Annotated in this window: 25 protein-coding genes; 10 read left to right on the top strand and 15 right to left on the bottom strand. The window is 30.9% G+C overall.

Going from position 1 to position 24906, the window contains the following annotated elements; translation table 11 throughout:
* Positions 1-67: 67 nt before the first annotated feature.
* The 9 genes from Q0921_RS06270 to Q0921_RS06230 form a co-directional block, all read right to left on the bottom strand.
* Complete coding sequence (locus Q0921_RS06270; RefSeq protein ID WP_299254988.1) at positions 68-562, bottom strand: DUF192 domain-containing protein; 495 nt, start codon at positions 560-562, stop codon at positions 68-70.
* Positions 563-812: 250 nt separating this feature from the next.
* Positions 813-2174 carry a cell envelope integrity protein CreD gene (gene creD, locus Q0921_RS06265; RefSeq protein ID WP_299254985.1) on the bottom strand — a complete coding sequence of 454 codons (1362 nt, stop codon included), beginning with the start codon at positions 2172-2174 and terminating at the stop codon, positions 813-815.
* Between the two features lie 29 nt (positions 2175-2203).
* Positions 2204-2857, bottom strand: a complete 654-nt coding sequence (locus Q0921_RS06260) for a DUF1361 domain-containing protein (protein ID WP_299254982.1) — start codon at positions 2855-2857, stop codon at positions 2204-2206.
* A complete protein-coding gene (locus Q0921_RS06255) occupies positions 2857-3171 on the bottom strand; it encodes a hypothetical protein (protein ID WP_299254979.1) in 315 nt (104 codons plus the stop codon). The genes Q0921_RS06260 and Q0921_RS06255 overlap by 1 nt, the downstream gene beginning before the upstream one ends.
* Complete coding sequence (locus Q0921_RS06250; RefSeq protein WP_299254976.1) at positions 3162-3629, bottom strand: hypothetical protein; 468 nt, start codon at positions 3627-3629, stop codon at positions 3162-3164. Before Q0921_RS06250 ends, Q0921_RS06255 begins: the two co-directional genes overlap by 10 nt.
* 53 nt (positions 3630-3682) lie before the next feature.
* Positions 3683-3976, bottom strand: a complete 294-nt coding sequence (locus Q0921_RS06245; RefSeq protein ID WP_299254973.1) for a transcriptional regulator — start codon at positions 3974-3976, stop codon at positions 3683-3685.
* Positions 3977-4051: 75 nt separating this feature from the next.
* Complete coding sequence (locus tag Q0921_RS06240; protein WP_299254970.1) at positions 4052-4576, bottom strand: hypothetical protein; 525 nt, start codon at positions 4574-4576, stop codon at positions 4052-4054.
* Positions 4569-5171, bottom strand: a complete 603-nt coding sequence (locus Q0921_RS06235) for a hypothetical protein (RefSeq protein ID WP_299254967.1) — start codon at positions 5169-5171, stop codon at positions 4569-4571. The genes Q0921_RS06240 and Q0921_RS06235 overlap by 8 nt, the downstream gene beginning before the upstream one ends.
* A gap of 73 nt (positions 5172-5244) precedes the next feature.
* Positions 5245-6729, bottom strand: coding sequence for a carboxypeptidase-like regulatory domain-containing protein (locus Q0921_RS06230; protein WP_299254964.1), 1485 nt, complete (start codon positions 6727-6729; stop codon positions 5245-5247).
* Between the two features lie 62 nt (positions 6730-6791).
* Between Q0921_RS06230 and Q0921_RS06225 the strand changes: the two genes are divergently transcribed.
* Complete coding sequence (locus tag Q0921_RS06225) at positions 6792-7154, top strand: DUF1801 domain-containing protein (protein ID WP_299254962.1); 363 nt, start codon at positions 6792-6794, stop codon at positions 7152-7154.
* Between the two features lie 22 nt (positions 7155-7176).
* Here the strand turns inward: Q0921_RS06225 and Q0921_RS06220 are convergent, their stop codons facing one another.
* Positions 7177-8577 (bottom strand): insecticidal delta-endotoxin Cry8Ea1 family protein, encoded by a 1401-nt coding sequence (locus Q0921_RS06220; protein WP_299254959.1) that lies wholly within the window; start codon positions 8575-8577, stop codon positions 7177-7179.
* Between the two features lie 323 nt (positions 8578-8900).
* Positions 8901-9719, bottom strand: a complete 819-nt coding sequence (gene kdsA / locus Q0921_RS06215; protein WP_299254956.1) for a 3-deoxy-8-phosphooctulonate synthase — start codon at positions 9717-9719, stop codon at positions 8901-8903.
* A 290-nt stretch (positions 9720-10009) separates the two neighbouring features.
* On the opposite strand from kdsA, the gene typA reads away from it, so the two are divergent.
* Positions 10010-11809, top strand: coding sequence for a translational GTPase TypA (gene typA, locus Q0921_RS06210; RefSeq protein WP_299254954.1), 1800 nt, complete (start codon positions 10010-10012; stop codon positions 11807-11809).
* A 532-nt stretch (positions 11810-12341) separates the two neighbouring features.
* Positions 12342-13274 carry a GNAT family N-acetyltransferase gene (locus tag Q0921_RS06205; protein ID WP_299254951.1) on the top strand — a complete coding sequence of 311 codons (933 nt, stop codon included), beginning with the start codon at positions 12342-12344 and terminating at the stop codon, positions 13272-13274.
* Positions 13275-13276: 2 nt separating this feature from the next.
* Here the strand turns inward: Q0921_RS06205 and Q0921_RS06200 are convergent, their stop codons facing one another.
* Entirely contained in the window at positions 13277-14422 is a 1146-nt protein-coding gene (locus Q0921_RS06200) for a glycosyltransferase (RefSeq protein WP_299254948.1), read from the bottom strand.
* A gap of 182 nt (positions 14423-14604) precedes the next feature.
* On the opposite strand from Q0921_RS06200, the gene Q0921_RS06195 reads away from it, so the two are divergent.
* The 4 genes from Q0921_RS06195 to Q0921_RS06180 all read left to right on the top strand — a co-directional run bounded on the left by Q0921_RS06195 (position 14605) and on the right by Q0921_RS06180 (position 18637).
* On the top strand, positions 14605-15723 hold the full coding sequence (locus Q0921_RS06195; protein ID WP_299254945.1) for a DegT/DnrJ/EryC1/StrS aminotransferase family protein: 1119 nt from the start codon (positions 14605-14607) through the stop codon (positions 15721-15723).
* Between the two features lie 4 nt (positions 15724-15727).
* Positions 15728-17023, top strand: coding sequence for an O-antigen translocase (locus Q0921_RS06190; RefSeq protein ID WP_299254942.1), 1296 nt, complete (start codon positions 15728-15730; stop codon positions 17021-17023).
* Between the two features lie 94 nt (positions 17024-17117).
* Entirely contained in the window at positions 17118-18224 is a 1107-nt protein-coding gene (locus Q0921_RS06185) for a glycosyltransferase (protein WP_299254939.1), read from the top strand.
* Positions 18221-18637 (top strand): FdtA/QdtA family cupin domain-containing protein, encoded by a 417-nt coding sequence (locus tag Q0921_RS06180; RefSeq protein ID WP_299256113.1) that lies wholly within the window; start codon positions 18221-18223, stop codon positions 18635-18637. The genes Q0921_RS06185 and Q0921_RS06180 overlap by 4 nt, the downstream gene beginning before the upstream one ends.
* On the opposite strand, the gene Q0921_RS06175 is transcribed toward Q0921_RS06180, so the two are convergent.
* Positions 18620-19570 (bottom strand): glycosyltransferase family 2 protein, encoded by a 951-nt coding sequence (locus Q0921_RS06175; RefSeq protein ID WP_299254936.1) that lies wholly within the window; start codon positions 19568-19570, stop codon positions 18620-18622. The genes Q0921_RS06180 and Q0921_RS06175 overlap by 18 nt on opposite strands.
* On the bottom strand, positions 19570-20448 hold the full coding sequence (locus Q0921_RS06170) for a glycosyltransferase (protein ID WP_299254933.1): 879 nt from the start codon (positions 20446-20448) through the stop codon (positions 19570-19572). Before Q0921_RS06170 ends, Q0921_RS06175 begins: the two co-directional genes overlap by 1 nt.
* A gap of 59 nt (positions 20449-20507) precedes the next feature.
* On the opposite strand from Q0921_RS06170, the gene Q0921_RS06165 reads away from it, so the two are divergent.
* Entirely contained in the window at positions 20508-21341 is an 834-nt protein-coding gene (locus Q0921_RS06165) for a 2OG-Fe(II) oxygenase (RefSeq protein ID WP_299254930.1), read from the top strand.
* Positions 21342-21577: 236 nt separating this feature from the next.
* Here the strand turns inward: Q0921_RS06165 and Q0921_RS06160 are convergent, their stop codons facing one another.
* The gene (locus Q0921_RS06160) at positions 21578-22261 is read right to left on the bottom strand and encodes a cell division ATP-binding protein FtsE (protein ID WP_299254926.1); all 684 of its coding nucleotides are present in this window, start codon (positions 22259-22261) and stop codon (positions 21578-21580) included.
* Between the two features lie 327 nt (positions 22262-22588).
* Between Q0921_RS06160 and Q0921_RS06155 the strand changes: the two genes are divergently transcribed.
* Together Q0921_RS06155 and Q0921_RS06150 are read left to right on the top strand one after the other, a co-directional pair.
* On the top strand, positions 22589-23812 hold the full coding sequence (locus Q0921_RS06155) for an MBOAT family protein (RefSeq protein ID WP_367183326.1): 1224 nt from the start codon (positions 22589-22591) through the stop codon (positions 23810-23812).
* A gap of 2 nt (positions 23813-23814) precedes the next feature.
* Entirely contained in the window at positions 23815-24744 is a 930-nt protein-coding gene (locus Q0921_RS06150; RefSeq protein WP_299254914.1) for a hypothetical protein, read from the top strand.
* Positions 24745-24906: the final 162 nt, after the last annotated feature.

The raw sequence follows: 24906 nt of genomic DNA, 5'->3' as shown, positions 1-24906 counted from the left end.
TTATATCCCTAGATAACCCCCTAAAAAGAATAATTTTTTTAGGGGTTTTTACTTTATAGAAATAAGTTTAGTTTTTCTTAAAATAGATGGAATCTCCAACTTTTAGATTCCATTGATTGGATAATCCGGCATTGATTTCTAAAATATATTTTGCTGGTTTTCCTGATGGTAAAGATGTTTCGTCTAATGGTTTTGCATTTTTCTGAAAACTAACAATTCTAAACTTATCATCTATGTAGATAATATCCAAAGGGATCAAAGTGTTTTTCATATAAAAACTCTGCGGTCTAAAATTTTCTTGAACAAACAACATTCCTTTTTTTTCTTCCATAGATTTACGATACATTAATCCAGTCTCTCTTTCGTATTCATTATCTGCTATTTCAATATCTAAAGCTACAACTTGTTTAGGGATAGAATCTCCTATGCTATAAATAGAAAGTTCTCCTTCTTTGGTGAATTTTATTTCTTCAGTAATAATCTTCTTATCGTTCTCCTTTTTACAAGAAAAAACAGATAAAGTAAAAACTGTTATAAGTATTATAAAAATATTCTTTTTCATTATTCTTTTCTTTTTAAAAATCGCGATCTATTTGTCTACTGGAACTTTAGTGAATGTAGCTCGTAGAATCTATTTAGAATCGGAAATTAATGGTTTTATTTTTGAACGCAATTTAGAAAACGACAAATCTTTGTTAAAAAAAAGCCGCACTTCAAAAATCTGAAGCACGACTTTTCTCAACTAACTAACCAGCATTTTGAGGAATTATGAATTACAAATTCAGAATTTTAAATTTACTTGATACTAATAATTAAACCCCATCATTTACCCAATCAATCTTTCTGGATATCATCATAATGGTTCCTAGTATTAAAAACAATCCAATGCTTCCTACTAATAATGCGTAATTTTCTAATTGAATAATGACAAAAATGAAAGTATATAAAGCAGCAAGTGAAGCAGCAATCAATCCCATAAATTTAAAGCTTCTAAGAATAGCTTTAGAGTAAATAGATATTAGTAATACAACTGCAGTTCCTGCAATCCCGTATGCGTAAAGAAAACTAGAGTGCTCGGAAATCGAGATCAATAAAGTATAAAACATAGTAAGTGCCAATCCGATCATTAAATATTGAAACGGATGAATAGTAATCTTACTAACAGTTTGTATCAAAAAGAATACTAAAAAAGTTAAGGCAATTACAAGGTATCCATATTTAGCAGCACGCTCACTTTTTTGATATTCATCTACAGGGATTAATAACTTAACTCCAAAAGCTGATGAGTTTATATGAGGTAGTTCTCCAAAAAACTCTTGTTCGAATTCTCTATTTATTTGTAATACCTTCCAGTTTGCTTTAAACCCATTTTCGGTAATTTCTTTGGTCTTGGTATCAGGTAAATAATTACCATTAAAGCTAGGTGAAGCCCAGTTAGAAGTCATTGCGACATTGGTTTCCCTTCCTACAGGAATAAATCGCAATTGCTCACTACCATTCACTTTTAGATCCATTTCAAAATTGATCTGGTTTTTTTTAGGTAAAGCAGCGTCTTTAAGGAATTTTGTTTCAAATCTATTAGTGTTGGAATTTTGAGTATATCTAGATTGTAATGGGTAATTTTCAGATCCAATTTTTAATTCTAAATTACTTCTAATTCCTTTAGAGTTTGTAGAATTTACTATAACGGTAGCTTTATTCCATAATATATCTTCTTCTTTAATATCTTGAATTTCGAAATTAGGTATAGTGAAAGACCCTTTAATTTTCATATCTGCAGTATACACAACCGATTCGTAAATACTTCTTCCTAAATTCTCGGATTCTACAGAGGTATTTATATCTAGTGTATTCGGAAAAAAGAAAGCCTGATGAACAGAGATGATATCTTCTTGGAAGTAGGATTTTGTTTTTTCATCCCAGATTTTTTTGAGTTTATGAGTTTGGTAAGGAATTTTCAGAATAGGTCCGTATAACAAAACTTCATTTCCCCATTTTTGATTAATCTCACTAACCACCTCCTCTTGTCTGTAGGCTCTTTCTTGTATCAAATTTTTGATATATGAAAGAGGGATTAGTAATACTAAGATTAGTATTCCAACCATTAGCATACGAACGGTAATTGAAGTTTTTATCCATTGTCCGAAAGATTTTTTTTGTTTTTGAGTTTCCATATTTTCTGAAATTTATAGTGATTGTCTTTTTAGTTATTTTCTTTGTTGTAATGATAGAATAGATGATAGGTAATGATTAAAAAACCGCCAAAACCAATGGTAAATGCCCAAGTGTTTATATGTTCTATTGGAAATATTATTCTCTGAAATATATCTCCTAGAATGTTCATTGGATTTTGGAGAAGATCCCAGCTATTCCATCGTAATATTCTTCCCATATAAATCCCAAATCCACATAATAATAATATGAGGTGTGTTATGAAATTTGTTGTCTTTTTAGAAAAGTGTTCTCGAAGCAGCTTTTGCATAGTGCGTAATGAAGCAAACCCTACAATCAACCCATTGATGGCAAAAGAGAGAATAAGCAATACATCGAACCATACAGATTGTAAAGAGCTGAGACGGATGTGTTGTAGATCGGTAAGGATATATGGAGCGTTAGGAAGAAACGCTAGCCAAAAGATAAATCCTATTCCAAACAAAAATCTATTCTTGTGTATTTTACTGAAACTTAATATTGTTGTTATTCCATAAGGAATACAGGCTAAGAACAAATTCCAAACTAAGAATAGGAAAAAATTAGATTCTACCTTCGTTATTCTTATAAATAGAAGTATGATGCTAAATGCAACAGCGATGCTGAAACCTTTAATAAAAGGTAATTGTTTGTGAATTATGTTCATTATATGAAAGTATTATGAAAAGGATTGTTGACTACAATTACAAAGTATCCAATGGCGATCGGAATATTGAGCAAGAATATCGATATGGTTGTTAGATTTTCTTTGTAATAATGACGGTTTATAATTGTATTAGCTAATAGTCCAATAAAAGTGATACCATTAAGAACTGCAGTGATTAATACATAAAACAACCCAATGATTATTACTTGATCCCAATAAGTGATAAGATGTAATAACAAAATAATGGTGCCTAGTAAAAAACTAAAAGTTGCAATAATTAGCGCATTTCTGTTAACAGGTTGTATTATTTGCATGATGTAGAAATTAAAAATGTGGTTTGTATAGTGGATAATGATTGATCTAATAGCTTTTTGAAATCTAATTGATGGAATGTGTAAGCATTGCGGCCTTTTGTATAAGATGTTCTGAACATCTTGAATTTATCTGGATAGAATAGGGTTCCAATAAAAATTACAGTATACAAGTATGAACTTTTCTTACCATTACCGAAAAGATAATACTGCATGGATATTTCTTCAGGCACAGTAATTCCTGTTTTTGTTAAGACGTGAAACACGTCATGATTTTCTAGTTTAGGTTGAGGTGTGAAATCGTGCTGTAGCAAAAAACTTCCTAGATGAAATCCAAGACTTGTTTTAGGATATTTCAACAATTGTGATACCGATATATCCCAAGGTTCATCTTTTTTGAACCATTTCTGATATGGAATTTTGCTCCACTCGTATAAAATTTCTAATAAAATTGATCTCATTTAGTTTTTTAAAAGTACTTTGAAATTCAAAGTAAGTTGATAAAAAAATATAGCTATTGCTTTAATAATTTTTCAATAGCTTCTACGTGTTTTTTAAAAGCTTCACGCCCTTTTTTAGTGGCACTATAACGTGTGTTAGGTTTTCTGCCGATAAATGATTTCTCGACTATTATATATTCCTCTTTTTCTAAAGCTTTTGTGTGGCTAGCCAAGTTTCCATCAGTTGCCCCCAAAAGTTCTTTCAACATTTTAAAATCGGCATATTCATTAACCATAAGAATAGACATAATCCCTAATCGAATCCTATGATCAAATGCTTTATTTATGTTGTTAATTATGTTTTTCATTCGGTGCCCCAAAATTAGTTTAGGATTTTATACTTGTTTTCTAGCTATTGTTTCTTTAGTGAATCATCTATGTTTTTATTTTTTGCAATAAATAGTTTTTAGATCTTTTGACAATTTCATCTTACACTTTTCGAAAGTTAAATTTGACATGGATATAGCATTTTTGCCTTTTTTATAATCTTTGTAAAAAGTATTCCAATACTCTGGAAACATTATACCTGATGCTAAAAATAAAAGACAAAATATATTATAATTACCATTTCCAAATAAATAGGCTTGCATTCTTATTTCATCAATGGATGACATACTGTATCCTAATATAATATGTTTCATGTCATGTTCTTCAAATTTTGGAATGATTTTTAGATGACGACTATTAAGCATTTTAAAAACATCTTTTCCAATTGTTCCTTCTGGTAATAAACGCAATTCATGTAATTTTACTTGACTTTTAGATTGAAACAAATATTGCAATGGTTTAATGGCAATGAATATTTTTAAATTTTCCACAAAAGTTTCTCTTGCTTTAGATTGTTTGTTTATTTCTATTTGATTGAGATCGAGTATCATCATATTATTATTATCTATTAGATTAATCATGTGTAAAGTAAATTAAACTTCCATATATAATATGCATTACACCAAAACCAAGAACCCAAAACCAAAATCCAAAACCTGGATATATTGCACAAATCAAACCTAAAATAATCTCTGCATATCCTAAATATTTTACATTACCGATAGTATATTTTGAAGCATTCACCAGCGCAAGTCCATAAAAAATAAGCATTAAAGAACCTGTTAAACCATAATGATTACTAAAGATTTTGATCATAATATAAATCCCGCCTGTAATTAATGGCACTAAAAAGGCGGTGAGTAATCTTTTAGAAGTACCATTCCACAAAGTCTCATTATTTTTTTTTGCTTTTCTACTACTCAGGATAGCCGCTGTTACAATGCTTAGAAAGGCAATGACTACTAAATCAATTAAGATGTAATTAAAAATTTTTCCGTGAAGAATTAAATATTCCCTGCCACTAATGCTCACAAGGTAATAAGCAACAGCAGCACCTATAATAGCATAGATTCCTGCTAGGATTCCGGATAACCCGCTTAGAGAAAAAAAGCGTGATGACTTATTCATCAGATCTTTAATCTCTGTAATATCTTTTAAATAATCTTCTGTGCTCATATTAAAAGTACTTTGAAATACAAAGTAAAATTAAAAATTCCATTCTCGCAAATTTTTTATAGTAAAAATGAAATTAATTTTTGCTTTTAAATTGTGATTCTAAACTGCCTTTTGCTTCAAGATCCTTAAGAGCTTTTCCTATAATACCGGTAGCAACAAGGGTGCTGTAGTTTTTCCAAAACTCAACTTCGTAGGGAAGAGGGTAGTTAAACAAGGCATTAGAAAAATTATTTCTAAAAACTTTTTCATTGGAGAAAGGAGAGGTATTCTTTGTGTTAACAGTGTTTATTATTAATTCGGACTCTGTAGTTACATTGTATGCGTCGAATAAGTCACCTGTATTATTATAGTGATTAATAGACTTAATTCTTTTGAGATACCATTTACCTTTATAGTTAGAAAAGTTGACTTGAACTATATAGTCTTTGAGACTAGTGATACGAGTAAGAAAAATCTTTTTAAATTTTTCTTCTATAATTTTTGGAGTTTTTAGTTGTGTGGCAAATCGTTGATTTAATTTTTTCTTCGCCTTTTTTGTAAGTCTATATTTATATGCAATAATCGCTTTACTGTCTTCTTCTATGGTTATTTCGCCTGTGTAGCGTATAGCTACATTGTTAGAGTCTTTAGGTTTAAAAGAGATAATATAAACAGGTTTATTGTCATATACACTTCTACCATAGAGCGTAAAAAGATATTTACTATTAATTTTTGGATCTAAAAAATCTTCTTGTCTTTTTACTTTATCAGCACCAGTTAGTCTTAAGGGACCGCCACCTATTTCATTGTTTTCTAACCATTTTAAATTAGAGGTATCTATTGATTTTAATTTTTTAGATTGCTCCATAATTTTAAAATCTTGTAAGTTGTTACTTTTCCTCAAAGCAATTATTCTAGTCTGGTCTCTAGTATCAGCAACAAACTCTTTTGGTTCCGGAAAAGGTACCTTATTAATGTTTTGTTCTAAGCGATTAAATTGTATATAATTAGTGTTGGATAATAGATAATCAAAATTGGCGTCATATGGGGTATAATAGATAGTACTTGCCGCATCAGAAAACTTGGTGTAGCTATCATCTATTTTAGTCAATTCCCTATAATATGTTTCTAGTTTTACAGGTTGTTGGGCATAATTCTCAGGAATTAAAGAAATAGCCTGATCGATCAGCTCTTTATATTTATTTTTTGTGGTAACTACAATTTCATCTAATGACGTAGAAACAGATTTTAGAAATATTTTTTTAGAAGAATCTTTTAGTTTTTTAACAGAGATACTATTGTTTTTATAGCCTACAAAAGAGACAATAACTACCGAAGATTCGTATTTTTTACTAAGTGTTAGTTCGAATTTTCCTTCTTCATTAGTTATAGTTCCTATAGAAGTTCCTTTAATCAAAACATTTGTAAAAGGTAATGGATCTTTAGTGTCTTTATCAAAAATGGTAGCTTCTATTGTGTAAGTTCCTTGTTTGTTTTTTTGAGCATAAGATTGTATGTTTCCAAATCCAAGGAAGAGTAGATAAAACAAAAAGGACTGTACTAGGTTTTGAAGTTTCAATGTGATTAGATATCTTAGGGTTACTAATTGTAAATTATCTATTCTAAAAATACCATTTTTTATTGAAACCAGCAGAAGAGTATATTTTAAATCAGACAGAACCATTTAAATCGATGTTACTTCACTTACAAGTAATTATTGAGGCTACGTTACCAGAAGTTGAGTTGTTGTTTAAATGGAGAGTGCCTTTTTATTATGTCGGTAAGAGTCCAATTTGTTATCTAAATGTAACAAAAGGATATGTCGATGTTGGTTTTTGGGGAGCTCAATATTTTACATCTCACGTTGATAAACTAGTGGCTGACAAAAGAAAGTATGTGAAATCTTTTCGTTATCGAAAATCAGAAGAGATAGATGAACAAATCTTTGTAACAATTCTTCAACAGGCATATACCTACAGAAACGAAAAATTTATAACGAATTAATAATCTCCTTGCAGCAGAGTTACTAAGATATTTCAATAATTGGAATTGGATTTTTAGCTAATTTTCTCCACTTTTTTGATACCTCTCCGGCAGTTTCTTGTAGTTTTTTATTTGTAGTGTCTTTAACCGATTTTATATAGTCGTTTCTATGTTTTTCAGCTTTGGTTTTACATTTTTTTTCTAACGCTTTTTCTCCACCTTCTCTACCGATGTCCTTAGATTGCTTTCCGGTTTTTCCGTCAATATAATGATAGCTATAAGAACAAATTAAATCTCCAATACTAGATACAGTGCAATCTTTTTTAATCTTTAAACTACCAATTTCTTTAACTCGGGACGCTACAAGTTTAGGGATCACGGCTTCCACGTGAGCTGCATATTCTATGGCTTTTTGGGATAAGGTTTTAGCATATGGAGAGGCTGAAGGATGATTAGTGTGATTAGGGTCTTGAAATGCTCTCTCTTGGAATATAGTGAGATGTGTACTTGCGGCAATTAAAAAGTTTCCTAATGCTGCATTTGCATAACGTTTATCCTGAAATATAGATAGGATTTTGGTGTACAGCGTATGATTGTAAAATTCAAGCTTAGATTGCAGTGTTTCTTTAGGGGTTTTTGGATCTTCAGCGAGATTTATATACTCACCGGAAATATAATCAAGTACTCCGCTAAGTTCTGCGTATGTATCTGTAAGTGTCTTTTTGTCCAGTTCTTCGATAATAATTTTACGGATATTATCATAAATTACTTCCCAATTGGTATTTGCGCCATTAGGCCATATCATTGCGAGTAAAGCGGCTCCTAATACATTTAGTGGAGGAGGAGCCGCTCCCATAAGTGCATCAAGTAAAACCTTTACTCCAGAGGTCCAATCAGCATCTATTGCGTAGTTTTGTCCTGATAAAAGGGGTAAGTTTATTAAATCAGAAGGTAGTTCAATGGTATCTGCAGAAATATCTTTTAGTTCTCCATTCTCGACAATCAAATCGGGGCGGAAAAAGTACAGCGTAGATTTATTAGTAATTCGTTTTACAAAAGGAGTTCCTTTTTTGTAGTTTTTCCAATCTTCTAACAAATAAGAAGAGGTTTGACCATTCGGTATTATTTGTTCATTTATGCCTAATGGTAAGATCGCGTCAGTTTCTTGAAGAAAGCAATCAATTTGCAGTTTCAGTTTTTGCTGTATCTCCAATCCGTTTGGTACATTTTCGGTGGTGGCAACCTTTGGTTCTGAAGTTGCTTTACGATCAGAAGAAAGGGTTTGTACCATCTCTTTGATTTTTAAGGTTCTGATTTGATCATCGATGTCAGAAAAAGTAGTTGTCTTAATATGCAAGGGTTTGCATATTTTTTCGTTTACGTAATCTTCAAAATTATCTTTATCATTTATAGTGTTAAATACGATATGAACTTTACTGGACATGGTGTTGTTTTTTGCTAAAAATCACCTAAAAAAAACAGGTGTTACAGCACGTTGCTTTACTATAAAAATACACTAATTTCTGACTATATTGTTGAAGATTAGTAGCAAGTTGTCTGTTGGTTGTATATTTAGTAAACGATTGAGGATCGAGATTAGCTATAATTTTTTTGATATGAAGTCGAAAGCCTATAAATACAAATTATTATATCTTGAGACGAAATGTATCTCAATGATTAATTTTTCTGGTAACATATTTAAATGAAACTGTTTTGATTTAGGTAAACAGAATAGATGCTAGAATGGTATAGTTTTAATAGAAGTAACTATAGTTTATTTACGGTCTGTCTGATAGTAACCAGATTACTTAATAGTTTTTCTAAATATTGAAGATCTAACATGTTCGCTCCATCACTTTTTGCATTGGCAGGATCAAAATGAGTCTCAATAAATAGACCATCTACACCTGTTACAACTCCTGCTCGCGCAATAGTTTCTATCATATCGGGTCTACCACCCGTTACTCCACTAGATTGATTAGGTTGTTGTAGTGAATGTGTTACATCCAGTACGGTAGTTGCATACTCCTTCATAGTAGGGATTCCTCTAAAATCTACGATCATATCTTGATATCCAAACATAGTCCCTCTATCTGTTATCATCGCCAAGTCACTACCACTATCTTTTACTTTTCTAACGGCGTGCTGCATTGCTTCAGGACTCATAAATTGTCCTTTTTTGAGATTTACAGTTTTTCCAGTTTTTGCGGCAGCTACAACCAAATCTGTTTGTCGTACTAGAAATGCAGGGATTTGCAAAATATCAACATATTCTGCCGCCAGTGCAGCATCTTCATTCTCATGAATATCTGTTACTGTTGGAACATCAAAAGTTTCTCCGACTTTACGTAAAATCTTCAAAGCCTTTTCGTTTCCAATTCCTGTAAAGCTATCAATACGACTACGATTCGCTTTCTTAAAAGAACCTTTAAAAACATACGGAATTTTTAACTTAGCAGTGATCTCTACTACTTTTTCAGCAATTCGCAATGCCATTTCTTCTCCCTCAATGGCACATGGTCCAGCAAGAAGGAAAAAATTATTTGCATCAAGGTTTTTTAGATTTTTGATCTTAGAAAGTTCCATATCTATATTTTAAAAAAGCAAAGATATGCGTTTTAATAATCGTATGAAAAGTTTAAATCATTCAATAAGAAATTTTATAATCAAAATAATTTTAGAGCTTCAATTATTGGGTGCTCAGTTAGTTGTATTATAGGTAAATAGCTTTGTCTTACAAGTATAATACTTGAAAATATGTAAAGCTTCAAAAGAGGTATTTAAGTGTCTGATTTTGAAGCTTTTTTAATATTTTTAATTTAACATACAACCTGTCGAAATATAACGTACATTTGCAGCCTTAAATTCAGGCGTATATGACTGCTATAAAAAACATTGCTATTATTGCTCACGTAGATCACGGTAAAACTACCTTGGTAGACAAAATTATGTATCACTGTCAATTGTTTCGTGAAAACGAAAATACAGGAGACTTGATTTTGGATAATAACGATCTGGAGCGCGAAAGAGGAATTACAATAACTTCTAAGAATGTTTCTGTTACTTATAAGGGAACAAAAATCAATATTATTGATACACCAGGTCACGCCGATTTCGGAGGAGAAGTAGAGCGTGTATTAAATATGGCCGATGGAGTATTGCTATTGGTTGATGCTTTTGAAGGACCAATGCCACAAACACGTTTTGTATTACAAAAAGCAATTGATCTTGGTTTAAAACCTTGTGTGGTTATAAATAAAGTAGATAAAGAAAACTGTACTCCAGACGAAGTACACGAAAAAGTGTTCGATTTGATGTTCGAATTAGGAGCAGAGGAATGGCAGTTGGATTTCCCTACGGTATATGGTTCTGCTAAGAACAACTGGATGAGTGACGACTGGCAAAATGAAACGGATAATATTGAGCCATTATTAGATATGGTAATGGAACATATTCCTGCGCCAAAGATTGAAGAAGGAACATTACAGATGTTAATTACATCTTTGGATTTCTCATCATTTACAGGTCGTATCGCAATTGGCCGTTTGCAAAGGGGTACATTGAAAGAAGGTATGCAGGTTTCATTAGTGAAACGTGATGGTTCTATTAAGAAGACTAAGATAAAAGAGCTTCATACTTTTGAAGGTTTAGGAAGAATGAAAGTTGATCAAGTAGAGGCTGGAGATATTTGTGCATTGGTTGGTATAGAAGGATTTGAAATTGGTGATACAGTTGCTGATATAGAAAACCCTGAAGGATTAAAGGCAATTGCGATTGATGAGCCTACGATGAGTATGTTATTTACGATTAATGATTCTCCGTTTTTTGGAAAAGATGGAAAATTTGTTACATCAAGACATATTAAGGAAAGATTAGAGAAAGAATTAGAGAAAAATTTAGCACTTAGAGTTAATAAAACAGATAGTGCTGATAAATTTATAGTATTTGGTAGAGGCGTACTTCACTTATCCGTTTTGATCGAAACGATGCGTCGAGAAGGGTATGAGTTACAGATCGGACAGCCACAGGTAATTATTAAGGAAATTGATGGTGTAAAGTGCGAGCCGATTGAGGAGTTAACTATTGATTTACCAGAAAATGTGTCGGGTAAAGCTGTGGAGATGGTGACTATGAGAAAAGGAGAAATGCTAAGCATGGAAGCTAAAGGAGACCGTATGGTTTGTGAATTTATGGTTCCGTCAAGAGGTATTATTGGGTTGCGTAATCAATTATTGACCGCTACTGCAGGTGAAGCAATTATGGCACACCGTTTTAAAGAATATCAACCACTTAAAGGAGATATCCCAGGCCGTATAAATGGTTCATTGGTTTCTATGGAGAAAGGTTCTGCGATACCTTATTCAATTGATAAACTACAGGATAGAGGTAAGTTTTTTGTAGATCCTGGAGAAGATATTTATGAAGGACAGGTGATTGGAGAGAATTCTCGTGGAGATGATATGGCTGTAAATATTACTAAGACTAAGAAATTAAGTAATGTACGTTCTTCTGGTGCTGATGATAAGGCTAAGATTGTTCCCGCAATCAAATTTTCCTTAGAAGAAGCTTTAGAATATATTCAGAAGGATGAATATGTAGAAGTGACTCCTAATCATTTAAGATTAAGAAAAGTATTCTTAACAGAAGTAGAACGTAAAAGAAATAAGATCGTATAATCTAATTTCCAATTAATATACAATTAAAAAATCCCGAGGAAACTCGGGATTTTTTTTGAAATTTTTGGGGTAATTATGGTTTTGGGATCAATTCGTTTTTGAGGGGGTAATTTATTTATCTTCAATATTTTTTTCTTCCGGCAAATGTAAAGACTTAAAAAAATGTAAAACTTGTAAAATCGTTTAAAATAACGGTAAAATACTTATTTTGTCGATAAAATGCATTTACTTGTTTTCTTAGATAAAAGTTTCAAAAGTAGACTAATAAGGAATTTCATGTCATTTATAGTTCTCATATCCTTTTTAATACGTAACATCAAAAACTTTATCTTATAAATACTGTAGGGTGTGACTTTTATAATTTACGAGGTGTTACTTAATTTATCGTTACTAACTTAACAATCTAAGTATAAATTTTTAGTGTCATTTTGTAAGAAAATAAACCTGATTATTATTCTTACACCTTAAAAATAAGACTAATATTCCGAATACTCAAACAAATTAAGTATTTTCACTTTCCTAAATAATTATTTTGCAAACGTATACGATTAAGAGATATCATAAAGATGATTATGCTTTATGGAATAGTTTTATTGATAATTCTAAAAATGGTACATTTCTATTTCATCGAGATTTCATGGAATATCATTCGGATCGATTTCAGGATTTTTCTTTATTAATTTATGATGAAAAAAAATTAATAGCTGTTTTTCCTTCGAATGTAAAGGATGAAAAAGTATATTCTCATCAAGGACTTACCTATGGAGGGTTGGTGTTAGGAAATAGTATAGGAGGAGAAAAGATAAGAAATATTCTTTTAGATTTGGTTTATTTTCTTCGTTCTCAAAAAATCAGTAATTTATATATTAAATCAATACCGATTTTTTATCATCAAAAACCGTCTAATGAGTATACTTTTTTCCTCTCTGATACTGGAGCAGAGCTTTATCATAAAGATCTTAATCTTGCGATAGATTATAGTATACCGGCTAGTATTCATAAAAGTAAGCTTAAGCATTATGAAAAAAGAAAAGATATTGGTTTTCAAATAGAGGAGGTTGATAATCTTACTAATTTTTGGAATGAAGTATTAACTCCAAGATTATCAAAAAAACACAATACTAAACCGGTCCATACTCTAGAAGAGATACAGTTGCTGAAAAAGAAATTTCCAGAATCCATTATACAATTCGTTATTAGTTTAGATAACAAAATTCTAGCAGGAATTACTATTTTTAAAACAAGAGATGTAGTAAAGTCTCAATATGGTGCTATTACGGATCAGGGAGAAAAACATAGGGCACTTGATTTTCTTTTTATATCCTTGATTCATAGATACAGAGAAGAAGGATATAAGTTTTTTGATATGGGTACTGTAACGGATAATAATTTTGGGTTACTTAAACAAAAAGAAGAATTAGGATGTGAAATCTATATGCAAGATTTCTATAGATTAGACCTTTAGCCCTAACAATTCGTTTTCCAGGTTTCTGTGTACTTTTTTGCAATGGAGATGTAGTGATGTTCTTTTTCTATAAATGCTCTAGCATTTTTCCCTATTTCATAAATCTGATTAGGATTAAGAATAAGCTGCTCGAGGTTTTCCGCAATTTTAGCACTATCAGGAAATGTATCGATAGCTACAATATCTTTTAAGTTATAGTGTTTTTTAAAAGCATTTCCCGCACCGGTAAAAACTACTTTTCCCATAGCCATAGCTTCTAAAGCGTTATAACCTTGGTCGTGAGCTTGTGCTTGATCCAATATGATATGAGCAGATAAAAAATGTTTTATATATTCTTTATATGCCAGATCTTTGGTAGTAATCACTTCAATTTTATTCGAATACTTTTTGGTAATGATATCTAATGCTTCTTTAAAATACTTGTTTCCTTTCTTCATGTAATTTGCACTATTAATTCCGTGTAATATTTTTATTTTTCCATTATTTACAAAGGGAACAATCTCAATTTTATCAACATTTACTGGATTAGGGATAAGAGGTAATGTTTTTAATGTGTTTACATATGCAATACGATACTCTACACTTACTGGTATAACACCTTTGATATTCTCAAATACGAAATCGTGAATTTTTTTTTGTTTTTCAGATACAAATTTTAGCGTGTACCGATATGCTTTTTTTAAAGTCGGATTATCTAATAAAGGGCTAACTGTGCTATAAGGAAATTTTCCAGAAAGTAAATATGATATATACCTATAGTCATCTCCACAAGCAAGTAAAAAGACATTTTTATTCTTTTGAAATAGAAATGTTAAGAGTTTTTTTTCAAAATATGATCCAATATTAAAAGGAGTTTCGTTAATCAATTGTACGAAATCGTAGTTCTCTAGAGATGTTTGATTTCTCTTAAATCTAATAAAAGCCTCAATCGATGCAATATCAATAGAAGTAAGTTTAAAGATTAAATGCCGGATTTTATTGAGAAGAAAATTGTTTTTTATTGATCTTCCATCAATATTAATGTCTACAGGATATTTTTTAAAAACATCCCCATTACCAACAAGAGTAACCTGATGCCCGTTTTTTATCAAGCCTTCTTTAAGCGAATTATGTAACCGACTATATTCTCCTACTAGTAATATTTTCATTAAAGCAATATTAAACCTTTACTAAAGACTCTAAAAAAATTATCTCACCTTTTTAGGGGCTTACACAAAAAAAAATATCTTTGTCGTAAAGGTATTTTTAATACTTTAATAATTAAAACAGAATCTTATCGAATCCTTTTGTGCGCAAAAGATTAATAAGTGTAGTTAGATATTTTTTGATAATGACAAACCATAAACCGTCGATTCCTTTTTTAGATCTGTATAAGATTAATGGTCGTTATCACGAAAAACTAAAAAAACGTTTTTCTGATTTCTTAGATTCAGGAACTTATATTAGAGGAGGTTTTGTAACCAAATTTGAGCATGCCTATGCCCAGTTTTGCGGTACAAAATACTGTGTTGGAGTGGGGAATGGTTTGGATGCGCTTACACTTATTCTGAGGGGGTATATAGAATTAGGTAAAATAAATACCGGTGATGAGGTATTGGTAGCAGCAAATACTTTTATAGCAACTATTTTGTCTATTAAATACTCAGGACTTAAGCCTGTACTAGTAGAACCAGATATAAAAGAATTTAACCTTGATGTTCATCTAATAGAGCATTATATTACTAATAAAACTAAAGTAATTCTTCCAACACATTTGTACGGTCAATTAGCACAGATGAAAGAAATTAATAAAATAGCAAAGAAGAATAATTTATTAGTGATTAGTGACGCAGCTCAGGCACACGGAGCAAAAAGCGACAGTGGAATATCTGTAGGAAATCTTGGAGATGCTGCTTCTTTTAGTTTTTATCCAGCTAAAAACTTGGGAGCATTTGGAGATGCAGGTGCTGTGACTACTAATGATGGAGCATTAGCAGCTATTGTAAGAAGTCTAGGTAATTATGGTTCGTCAAAAAAGTATGAGAATAATTATTTAGGCGTGAACTCTAGATTGGATGAATTACAGGCTTCATTTTTGTTAGAAAAACTAAAAGACTTAGAGCAAGATAACCAACTACGAAGACAAATAGCAAAAAAATATTTGTTAGAAATTAAAAATAAAAAAATTCAATTACCATTTTGGGATGGTTCAGAAAATCATGTGTTTCATCTTTTTGTAATAAGAGTAGCAAATCGTCTTGAATTTTGTGATTATTTAGAAAAATCTGGGATAGGATACCTTATACATTATCCAATTCCTCCGCATAACCAAAACGCCTTAAAACAGTTTTCTGACCTTTCATTACCAATTACAGAAAGAATACATGAAGAGGTAGTAAGTATTCCTCTCAATATAGGATTAGAAAATCACCAAGTCGAGCAAATAATTATGATACTAAATCAATATTAATAAAGTGAATTCCTACTTTGAAAAATTGAAAAGCAATGTCTTAATTAAAGTTAGCTCTTTTAATGCGATTGGTGTTTTTGTAAAAATGATTACTGGTGTTATAAGTCTAAAAGTGGTAGCGATATTCTTAGGTCCTGAAGGGTTGGCTTTAATGGGGAATCTTCGTAATGTTTTAACTTCAATACAATCTGTAGGTACCTTAGGATTGTATAATGGCGTTGTGAAATATATAGCAGAATTTAAAAGTAATAAAGAAGAGTTAACAGCAATGTTATCAACTACGTATTTGTTTTGTCTTACAATTACTGTGATTTTATCCGCTTGGTTATATTTCGATCCAAGTTTTTGGAATGATCTGATTTTTGGAAATCAATATGACTATAGCTTTATTTTTGAAGCTATAGCAATCGCGTTACCTTTTTATTCGATCAATACATTATGTCTGGCAATGATCAATGGCTATTCTAAATATAAGATATATATAGGAATTAATATAGCTAGTAGTCTGATAGGTTTATTAGTTACTATCTTTTTGGTATGGGAGTATAGGTTGGAAGGAGCATTTATTGCGATCATAATAAATCCAGCAGTTTCACTTATAATAACAATAATAGTTATAACTAAACTCAAAAATTTCATTAAACCTTTACAGTTTACAAAGGTTTCTTTTAAATACATGAAAAGATTAAGTTCTTATGCTATAATGGCTTTGATATCTGCTACAGTTTTACCCGCAATTCTTATTAGAATTAGAAATACCATTATTAATACAGAAGGAGCAAAAGAAGCAGGATATTGGGAGGCTATACAAAGTATAAGTAGCCAATATATGTTTTTTATAACAACTTTATTAACGATTTATCTGCTCCCTAGATTAGCAGAAATAAGGAGGAGTAAAGATTTTAGAATGGAGGTCATAAATTTTTATAAGACTATCTTACCTGTATTTGTTATTGGGTTCTTGATTATCTATTTTCTAAGAAATATTATAATAAAAATTCTTTTTTCTAATGATTTTATAGCTATGGAGCCTTTGTTCTTGTGGCAATTGTTTGGAGATTTTTTCAAAATAACTTCTTTAGTAATAGCATACCAGTTCTTGGCTAAAAGAATGTTTTGGTATTATATAATTACAGAGATCATTTCGTTTGGGTTTTTATATCTGTCAAGTGTTTATTTGATAAATCAATTTGGTTTTATAGGTGCTTCTATGGCGTATTTTTTTAATTATGTCTTTTATTTTTTATTATTGATGCTGGTATTCAGAAAATCATTTTTTGGACCAGATAGGAGCATTTAGTCGTTTATTGAGGTTGTAATTCCTCGAGGTTATCTCGAAAATAGAATTTTTTTAAACACATCTTACCAATTTACTTGGAGGTGTTAGCTATAGAATGACTCAAAAAAATAACATAAAAGTTTGCATAGTAGTTTCTTCTTTAGGAGTAGGAGGAGCAGAAAGATCCAGCGCTATTTTATCAAAGATGTTAGTAAGTTTAGGTTATGATGTAACCATAATTAGTATTCTGGATGATATTGTATATGATTATAAAGGAAACTTGATAAATCTCGAATCACTAACTTCAGCTTATAGGGGATTACGAAAACGCTGGCGTAAGTTTATTATTAGTAGAAAGCTACTGAGTAATAATCAATTTGATTATATAATTGACGCAGCATCACGGCCGTTATGGTTTAAACAATGGTTTATTAATACTTTTGTATACCAAAAAACAGATACTGTATTTGTAGTCCATAATTATAACCTAAATAGTTATTTTCCTGATAATAAGGTTTTAGGTAAATATTTATATAAAAATTCATACGAATTGGTAGGGGTTTCTAAGGATTCGGTAATTCATTTTAAAGAAAAATATGGTCTGGAGCAAGGAAGGTGTATATATAATGCATTTGATGAAGCTCATTGGGATATGTTATCAAAAGCTAAAGTTGATATATTAGAAGAACCGTATATATTATCCTATGGTAGAATTTTAGATGAGTCTAAAAATTATAGCTTTTTAATCAGGACATATGCGCAATCAGACTTACCTAAAAAAGGCATAAAACTTTTTATAGTTGGTGATGGACCAGATAAAACAAAGATTCAAAACCTGGTTAATTCATGCGGGATACAAGAATATATAGTTTTTAAAGAATTTTTAGAAAATCCTTTTCCATATGTAAAACACGCATTGTTTACTACTTTGACCAGTAATTATGAAGGTTTTCCAATGGTTCTGATAGAATCTTTGGCTATGAGGACACCTGTAGTTTCGGTGGATTGTAAATCCGGTCCTTCAGAGGTTATAGTTACAGGTAAGAATGGTATCTTAGTGCCGTTCAAAGATGAACAGGCTTATACTGAGGCTTTGAATAAAATGATAGAAGATCAGGACTTTTACAAACGGTGTAAAGAAGGAACGATCACTAGTGTATGCAAATTTAGAATAGAAAATATAATTTCAGAATGGCAAGCAATACTTCCGTGCAAAAGATAAAAAACACAAATACCGTTGAGGATTGTAAGATTATTGAGATTCCTAAGATAAAAGATCCAAGAGGAAACATAGCGGTGGTAGAGAAAGATGTTATCCCTTTTGAAACAAAACGAGTGTATTATTTGTATGACGTTCCTAGTGATGCAAGTAGAGGAGGTCACGCGCATAAAAACTTGTGTCAATTTCTTATAGCATTAAGCGGAAGTTTCGATGTGATTTTACAAGATGGTAAAAAGGAAAAGAAAGTTACCCTTAATAAACCAAATAAAGGATTATTGATTAAATCGGGAATATGGAGAGGGTTAGAGAATTTTTCTTCCGGTTCAGTTTGCCTAGTATTGGCTTCCGAAGTTTTTGAAGAAGAAGATTATATCAGAAATTTTAACGATTTTTCATTATTCAAACGCGGATAATTTGATACCCGCATTTAAAATTAGTTTGTTCCTAATAATTTTAAAAAAGTGGTAAAGAAATTTAGGAGTAGCTAATAATATTTTCTGTTTCGTATTAAGGTTTTTATAATCAATCTCTTCTTTATACTTTTTAGCAGTTTTAGAATCTCCAGCGGATTTATAGAGCAAAGAAATCGCATATCTGTTTTGATCTAAATAGTTTTTTAAACTTGGATTGGTTTTCTCTTCTTTTTTGAACTTACTTAAATCTTGAAAGTTTCTTTTAAGTGTATCTGTATTTGAAATTCTATTATTTGCATCTAAATTATATGTGGCAGTAATATAGGTCGCCAGAGCAACTTTGTATTTAAGAGCAATTCTTATCCAGAGATCCGTGTCTTCTCCAGCTCCGTGTGTAATAGAGGTGTCAAAAACTCCAATAGTGTCCAGTGTTTTTTTAGGAACAGCACAAGCAGAAGTCCAGGCAATAGTGTCAATAGTGCTGGATTCAAAAAAGTCATCAACCATTATTAAAACGTTACCGTTTGCATCGATATTTTTGAAATTAGCTAAAAAGGTAGATTGCGCATTAAATCTTTTTTCATAAGAAGTAGTAAATAAACCTGCATTTGGAAATTTTTGATATAATCGGAATATTATCTCAAGATGATTCGGATACCAATAATCATCTGCGTCAAGAAAAGCAATAAGCTTTCCTTTAGCTTTTTCTACACCTAGGTTTCTAGCTTTAGAAACACCGTTGTTTTTTGTAGAAAAGCAATGTACTCTTTTATCATTATATCCGTTAACAATCCCTTCACTACGATCTGTAGAGCCATCATTAATAATTACAATCTCATAATCGGTATAGGTTTGGTTAAGAACGGATTGTAAGGTTTTAGCAATGCTATTCTCTTTGTTGTAAAGCGGAATTATAATGGAGAAAAAAGGCACTAGGTTTTATTTTTAGTTAAACAAAAGTAACCCAAACGATAGAAATCATAACATAAAATAGATGGATAAGATGAATTGAAATTTCTTTTGAGTAGATTTCTTGAGATTCTAAAAATTAGAGAAATCATTTTATCAACTTTCATTTTATTCATTTTATAGTATAAACTAGATACCTGGTATCGGTCATATTGAAGTTTATTAGTATTGATTAACTCAATTAAATTTTCAACGGCAAATTCAGTTTTTCTTATAAAAGTTTCTGCGTCGTCATTGGCATCGTGAACTACAGGATTATTGATATATTTAATTGGAACTCCTTTTTTAACAATTGCATCAAAAAAGACAACATCCTCACATCCGTATTTTTGCAGGGATTCGTCAAACTTTATAGTTTCAAAAATTTCTTTATTGATTAAAAAATTAGAAGAACAAACAACAGGTCGTTTGTTTTCTTGATTTTGAGACAGGGACTCTCTTTTTTTGGTGTAAACCCAGCGCAGTTTAAAAGGTTTTATCGGAGGTTCTTTCAGATAAGTCATTCCTCCGGTTACTACTTTTTGATCTATATTATCTAAATAGGTCCTAATAAAGTTCTTATCCTTTGGAAATGTTCCTGCATCAATAAATAAAAGGGAATCATATGAAGAGTTAGAAGCTAATAGATTTCTGATAGCACTTCGACCTATATTTTTCGATAATTTTTTAAATGTACATCCTGATATGTTATTGATAGTATCATTTTCCTCAGAATGAAGCTCTGATTGATCGTCTAGCACGATTATTTCAAAAAGTATATTGCATGAAGAAACTTGTCGATGAATTTCCTTAATTAAAGGAATAACATTGTAATTATAAACCGGGATCAAAATTGATAACATTTAAATATGTTTTACTAGAAGTTTATAATTATTTTTAGGTCAAAATTGTAATTGGATAGATGAGTCACCTCAATAGAGATAAAATAGCCGATCTTATTTTTTTAAAACTCAAAGATAATGAAGAAGTTTTAAAGAATCACTTTCGTGAGACAAGTCGAGGTATTGGTTATTTTTATTTAGATGATCTGCTACCAGATGATTTGGTCAGAAACATATTTGATAAATTTCCAAGAACCGAAGATGTAAAAGTAAAGAAAAGTATCCGGGAATATAAGTATGTAGCTGCTCAGATGAACAAGTATCATCCATTGTTAGAAGAGATTATATTTGCTTTTCAAGATCATAGAATTGTCGACCTTATTGCTACGATTTGTAGTCATAATAACGTAGTGCCTGATAAAAACCTTTATGCTGGAGGAATTTCCATGATGGGGAAAGGGAATTACTTAAATCCGCATTTAGATAATTCTCATGATAAGGACGTAAAGCTATGGCGTGTACTCAATTTATTATATTATGTTACGCCAAATTGGGAGCATAGTAGTGGAGGGAATCTGGAATTATGGCCAAATGGATTAAAAAGCGAGCCTGTATCGATAAACTCAAAGTTCAATAGATTAGTGGTTATGGTAACTCACAAGAACTCTTGGCATTCTGTTAGTAAGGTAAAAGAAGATCAAGTACGATGTTGTGTTTCCAATTATTATTTTTCTACAGAATCTGTAGATACTAAAACATCATTTCACGTAACTACATTTAGGGGGAGACCTGGTCAATTTTTTAAAGATACAATACTAAAACTAGATTCATCTCTTCGCATGGGAGTGCGGAAAATATTCAAAAAAGGGATTCGAGAAAATCCTCATGTTTATAAGAAAGACGATTCTAAATGAGTTGGCTTACTTTATTTTTATAAATCCCAAATACAAAGGCGATTGAATTTTCTTTTAAGTATTAATCTTCAAAATTTAAAAAGCTTGTTCCAACATTGATAAATTTTTTGGTATAATTCATCAACTTTCATATTGAATATCTAATTCATTAAAAAGGCACTTTTGATTCTCTTAATATAATCTTCTATAATATTCTTTAGAATAATTAGATGTGCATGGTTTGTAATCTTAGAGAATTACCCTTTTCGTTGTACTACTTCAAAAACTTTATTCCCTTCGCATTTCAATGTTTTTGAAGGATATTTAAGTAACAAAGCATAATCGTGAGTGGCCATTAAGATGGTATTACCATTTTTATTAATATCCTGTAATACTTCCATTACTTCTACAGAAGTTTGCGGATCCAGATTTCCAGTTGGCTCATCCGCAAGAATGAGTTCAGGATCATTAAGTAATGCTCTGGCTATAGCGATTCGTTGTTGTTCTCCTCCAGATAATTGATAAGGGAACTTGAAATCCTTAGTTTTCATCCCCACTTTATCCAGTACATTATCAATCTTACTATCCATGGCTTTTTGATCAGTCCAACCAGTAGCTTTTAGTACAAATACCAAATTATCCTTTACAGTTCTATCATTAAGTAGTTTGAAATCCTGAAAAACAATTCCTAATTTTCTTCTAAGAAAAGGGATCTGATTTTCTTTTAAGGTACTTAGATTAAAATCTACAATACTTCCTTCTCCTTCTATCAAAGGGATATCCCCATAAAGTGTTTTCATAAAACTACTTTTCCCGGTACCTGTTTTTCCGATCAGATATACAAAATCCCCTTTGTTAACTTCTACGTTAACATCAGACAGGATTAGGTTTTCGCGTTGATAAATGGATGCGTTTTTAAGGCTTAAAACCGGTTCGGACATAATATGAGATTCTGAATTTATTAATTTTAGTAAAAGTAAAAAGTTTATGCAATAATGTATTTATTAAAAATGTTTTTTTATCCACGTTGATTTTAAGTACTTTTCCAAAGAATTCATATCACATACATTTTGCAATTTAATACTATCGATTTTGCGTTGTTTTTTCCAATCGTTTTTGTGTTGTATTGGTTCGTGTTTAATCGGTCGGTAAGGATTCAAAATGTTTTTCTCCTTATAGTAAGTTACCTGTTTTATTCTTTTTGGGATTGGCGATTTTTATCATTAATATTTTTAAGTTCTCTGATTGACTTTTTAGTTGCCAGACAATTGAAATCTTCGTTAGGTAATCAGAGAAAAGTATTATTTGGAATTAGTTTATTTTTTAATCTTGGTGCACTTTTTATTTTTAAATACTTTAATTTTTTTATAGAAACGTTTACAGAGACCTTTTTGTTATTCGGAAAGCCTATATCTTACAGTTCGATGCAATTTATTCTTCCTGTAGGGATTAGTTTTTATACTTTTCAGACATTGAGTTATACCATAGATGTATATAGAAGACGGATACATAATACAGATGATGTTGTTTCATTTTTTACATATGTTTCATTTTTCCCTCAATTAGTTGCTGGACCTATCGAGAGAGCTTCGAACCTTTTACCGCAGTTTCAGAAAACCAGAATATTTAATTATCATAAAAGTATAGATGGATTGCGATTAATTCTTGGCGGTTTGTTTAAGAAGATGGTAATAGCAGATAACTGCGCGTTAATCGTTAATAATCTATTCGAAAATTATACGGAATATTCAGGTAGCACTTTGTTTTGTGGCGCTATATTTTTTGGCTTTCAGATTTATGGCGATTTTTCTGGTTATTCTGATATTGCTATTGGCTCTGCGCGATTGTTAGGATTTGATCTAATGAAAAATTTTAACTTTCCGTATTTATCAAAGAATCTGATTGAGTTTTGGAGACGATGGCATATTTCGCTTTCTACCTGGTTCAGAGATTATATATACATCCCTTTGGGAGGGAATCGAGTTTCAAATTCTAGATTGATCTTTAATATTCTAATTGTTTTCTTATTAAGTGGTTTATGGCATGGCGCCAATCTTACTTTTTTATTTTGGGGATTGATTCACGGGGGTGCATTGATATGCACAGTTTTTGTAGGTAAGTATAGTAAACTTAACGTTTTTGTTGATGATCAAAAATCCGTAGTTATTGATTTTTTTAGAATAGGGGTCACATTTTTTATAGTTACCGTTGCTTGGGTGTTTTTTAGAGCGGAAACCATTACTGAAGCTTTTGGATACATAAATCGGATTTTTTCTGTATCCTTTTTTTCTATACCTCAAGGTAATAAGTTGTTTTTGGTTTTGTTGATGGGGTATTTATTAATTGAATGGTTTCAGAAAAGAAGAGAACATTTATTGGATATTCAACATATATCTTTAAAATCAGTTAGATATTTGATTTATTATACCACTGTGTTTTTAGTGTTTTATTATGCAGGAGATTTACAAACCTTTATATATTTTCAGTTTTAATTATGAGGGTTTTTATTAAAAAAATATTCGTTTTTCTAATACCTGTTCTAATCATTTGGGGAGGCTTAGAATATTTCTATAAAACTACAGAATCTAATTATTCTTATAAGCATAAGATGGTTACGCAGAATTATGAAGATATAGAAACTCTGATCTTAGGTGATTCTCATGCTTTTTTTGGGATTAATCCTATATACCTAGATGGAAAGGCATTTAATATATCAAACATAAGCCAAAGTTTATATTTTGATCAATTGCTATTCGAGAAACATAGGGATAGTCTTCCTAACATACAGAATGTTATCATTACCATTGGTTATTATAGTTTGAGTCAATTAAAAAACACTAAAGAAGATCTATGGCGAAAATACTTTTATCGCAGTCAGATGAAGTTAGATGTGCCAATTATTAGTTTATTTGATTTAAAAAAGTATAGTTTATCAATGACACGACGGTTTGATAAATCTGTTTTTTTGATTCAGGAATATTTAGAGAAAGGAACGATAATAGGATGTGATGCTAATGGTTGGGGAAGCTTTTATGAAAATACAAGCGGAGTGCTTTTGGATACAGAAAGCAAAGCTACAGCAGAACGACACGAAGATTTTTTATTCAATTTTAAAGAAAATATCACTAGACTACAATCCATTATAGCGTATTGTAAAAAGGTAAATTGTAATGTCTATTTGGTAGATATGCCTGTTTATAATGGGTATTTAGAATTACTTGATTCAAATAAACTTGATAAAATAACGAAGTCCTGCAATGATTTAGCAACTAATAATAGGAATGTGTTTTACATAAATCTTAGAAAAGATAGTAAATTAGAAGAATCCGATTTATACGATCCTGATCATTTGAATCATAAAGGAGCCAAAAAGTATACAAAAATCATAAATGCAATCATATCTGATCCGAAAAATGATGATTGATGTAATTATCTCCAAAATATTTCGTTATTAAGATGAAGATTAGGGTATCTTTAACACAAAATTTATTCACGGGAAGCGATATTTACTTTAAGAAAAATTGGTCAAGGGGTAACCTTGAGATTTCTATTAAACTGGTATTCTGGGATAATCCAGAATCTAAAC

Origin of the sequence: uncultured Aquimarina sp. (assembly GCF_947496855.1) — a bacterium.
Classification (GTDB): domain Bacteria; phylum Bacteroidota; class Bacteroidia; order Flavobacteriales; family Flavobacteriaceae; genus Aquimarina.
This window is presented reverse-complemented; position numbering and strand designations above follow the sequence as displayed.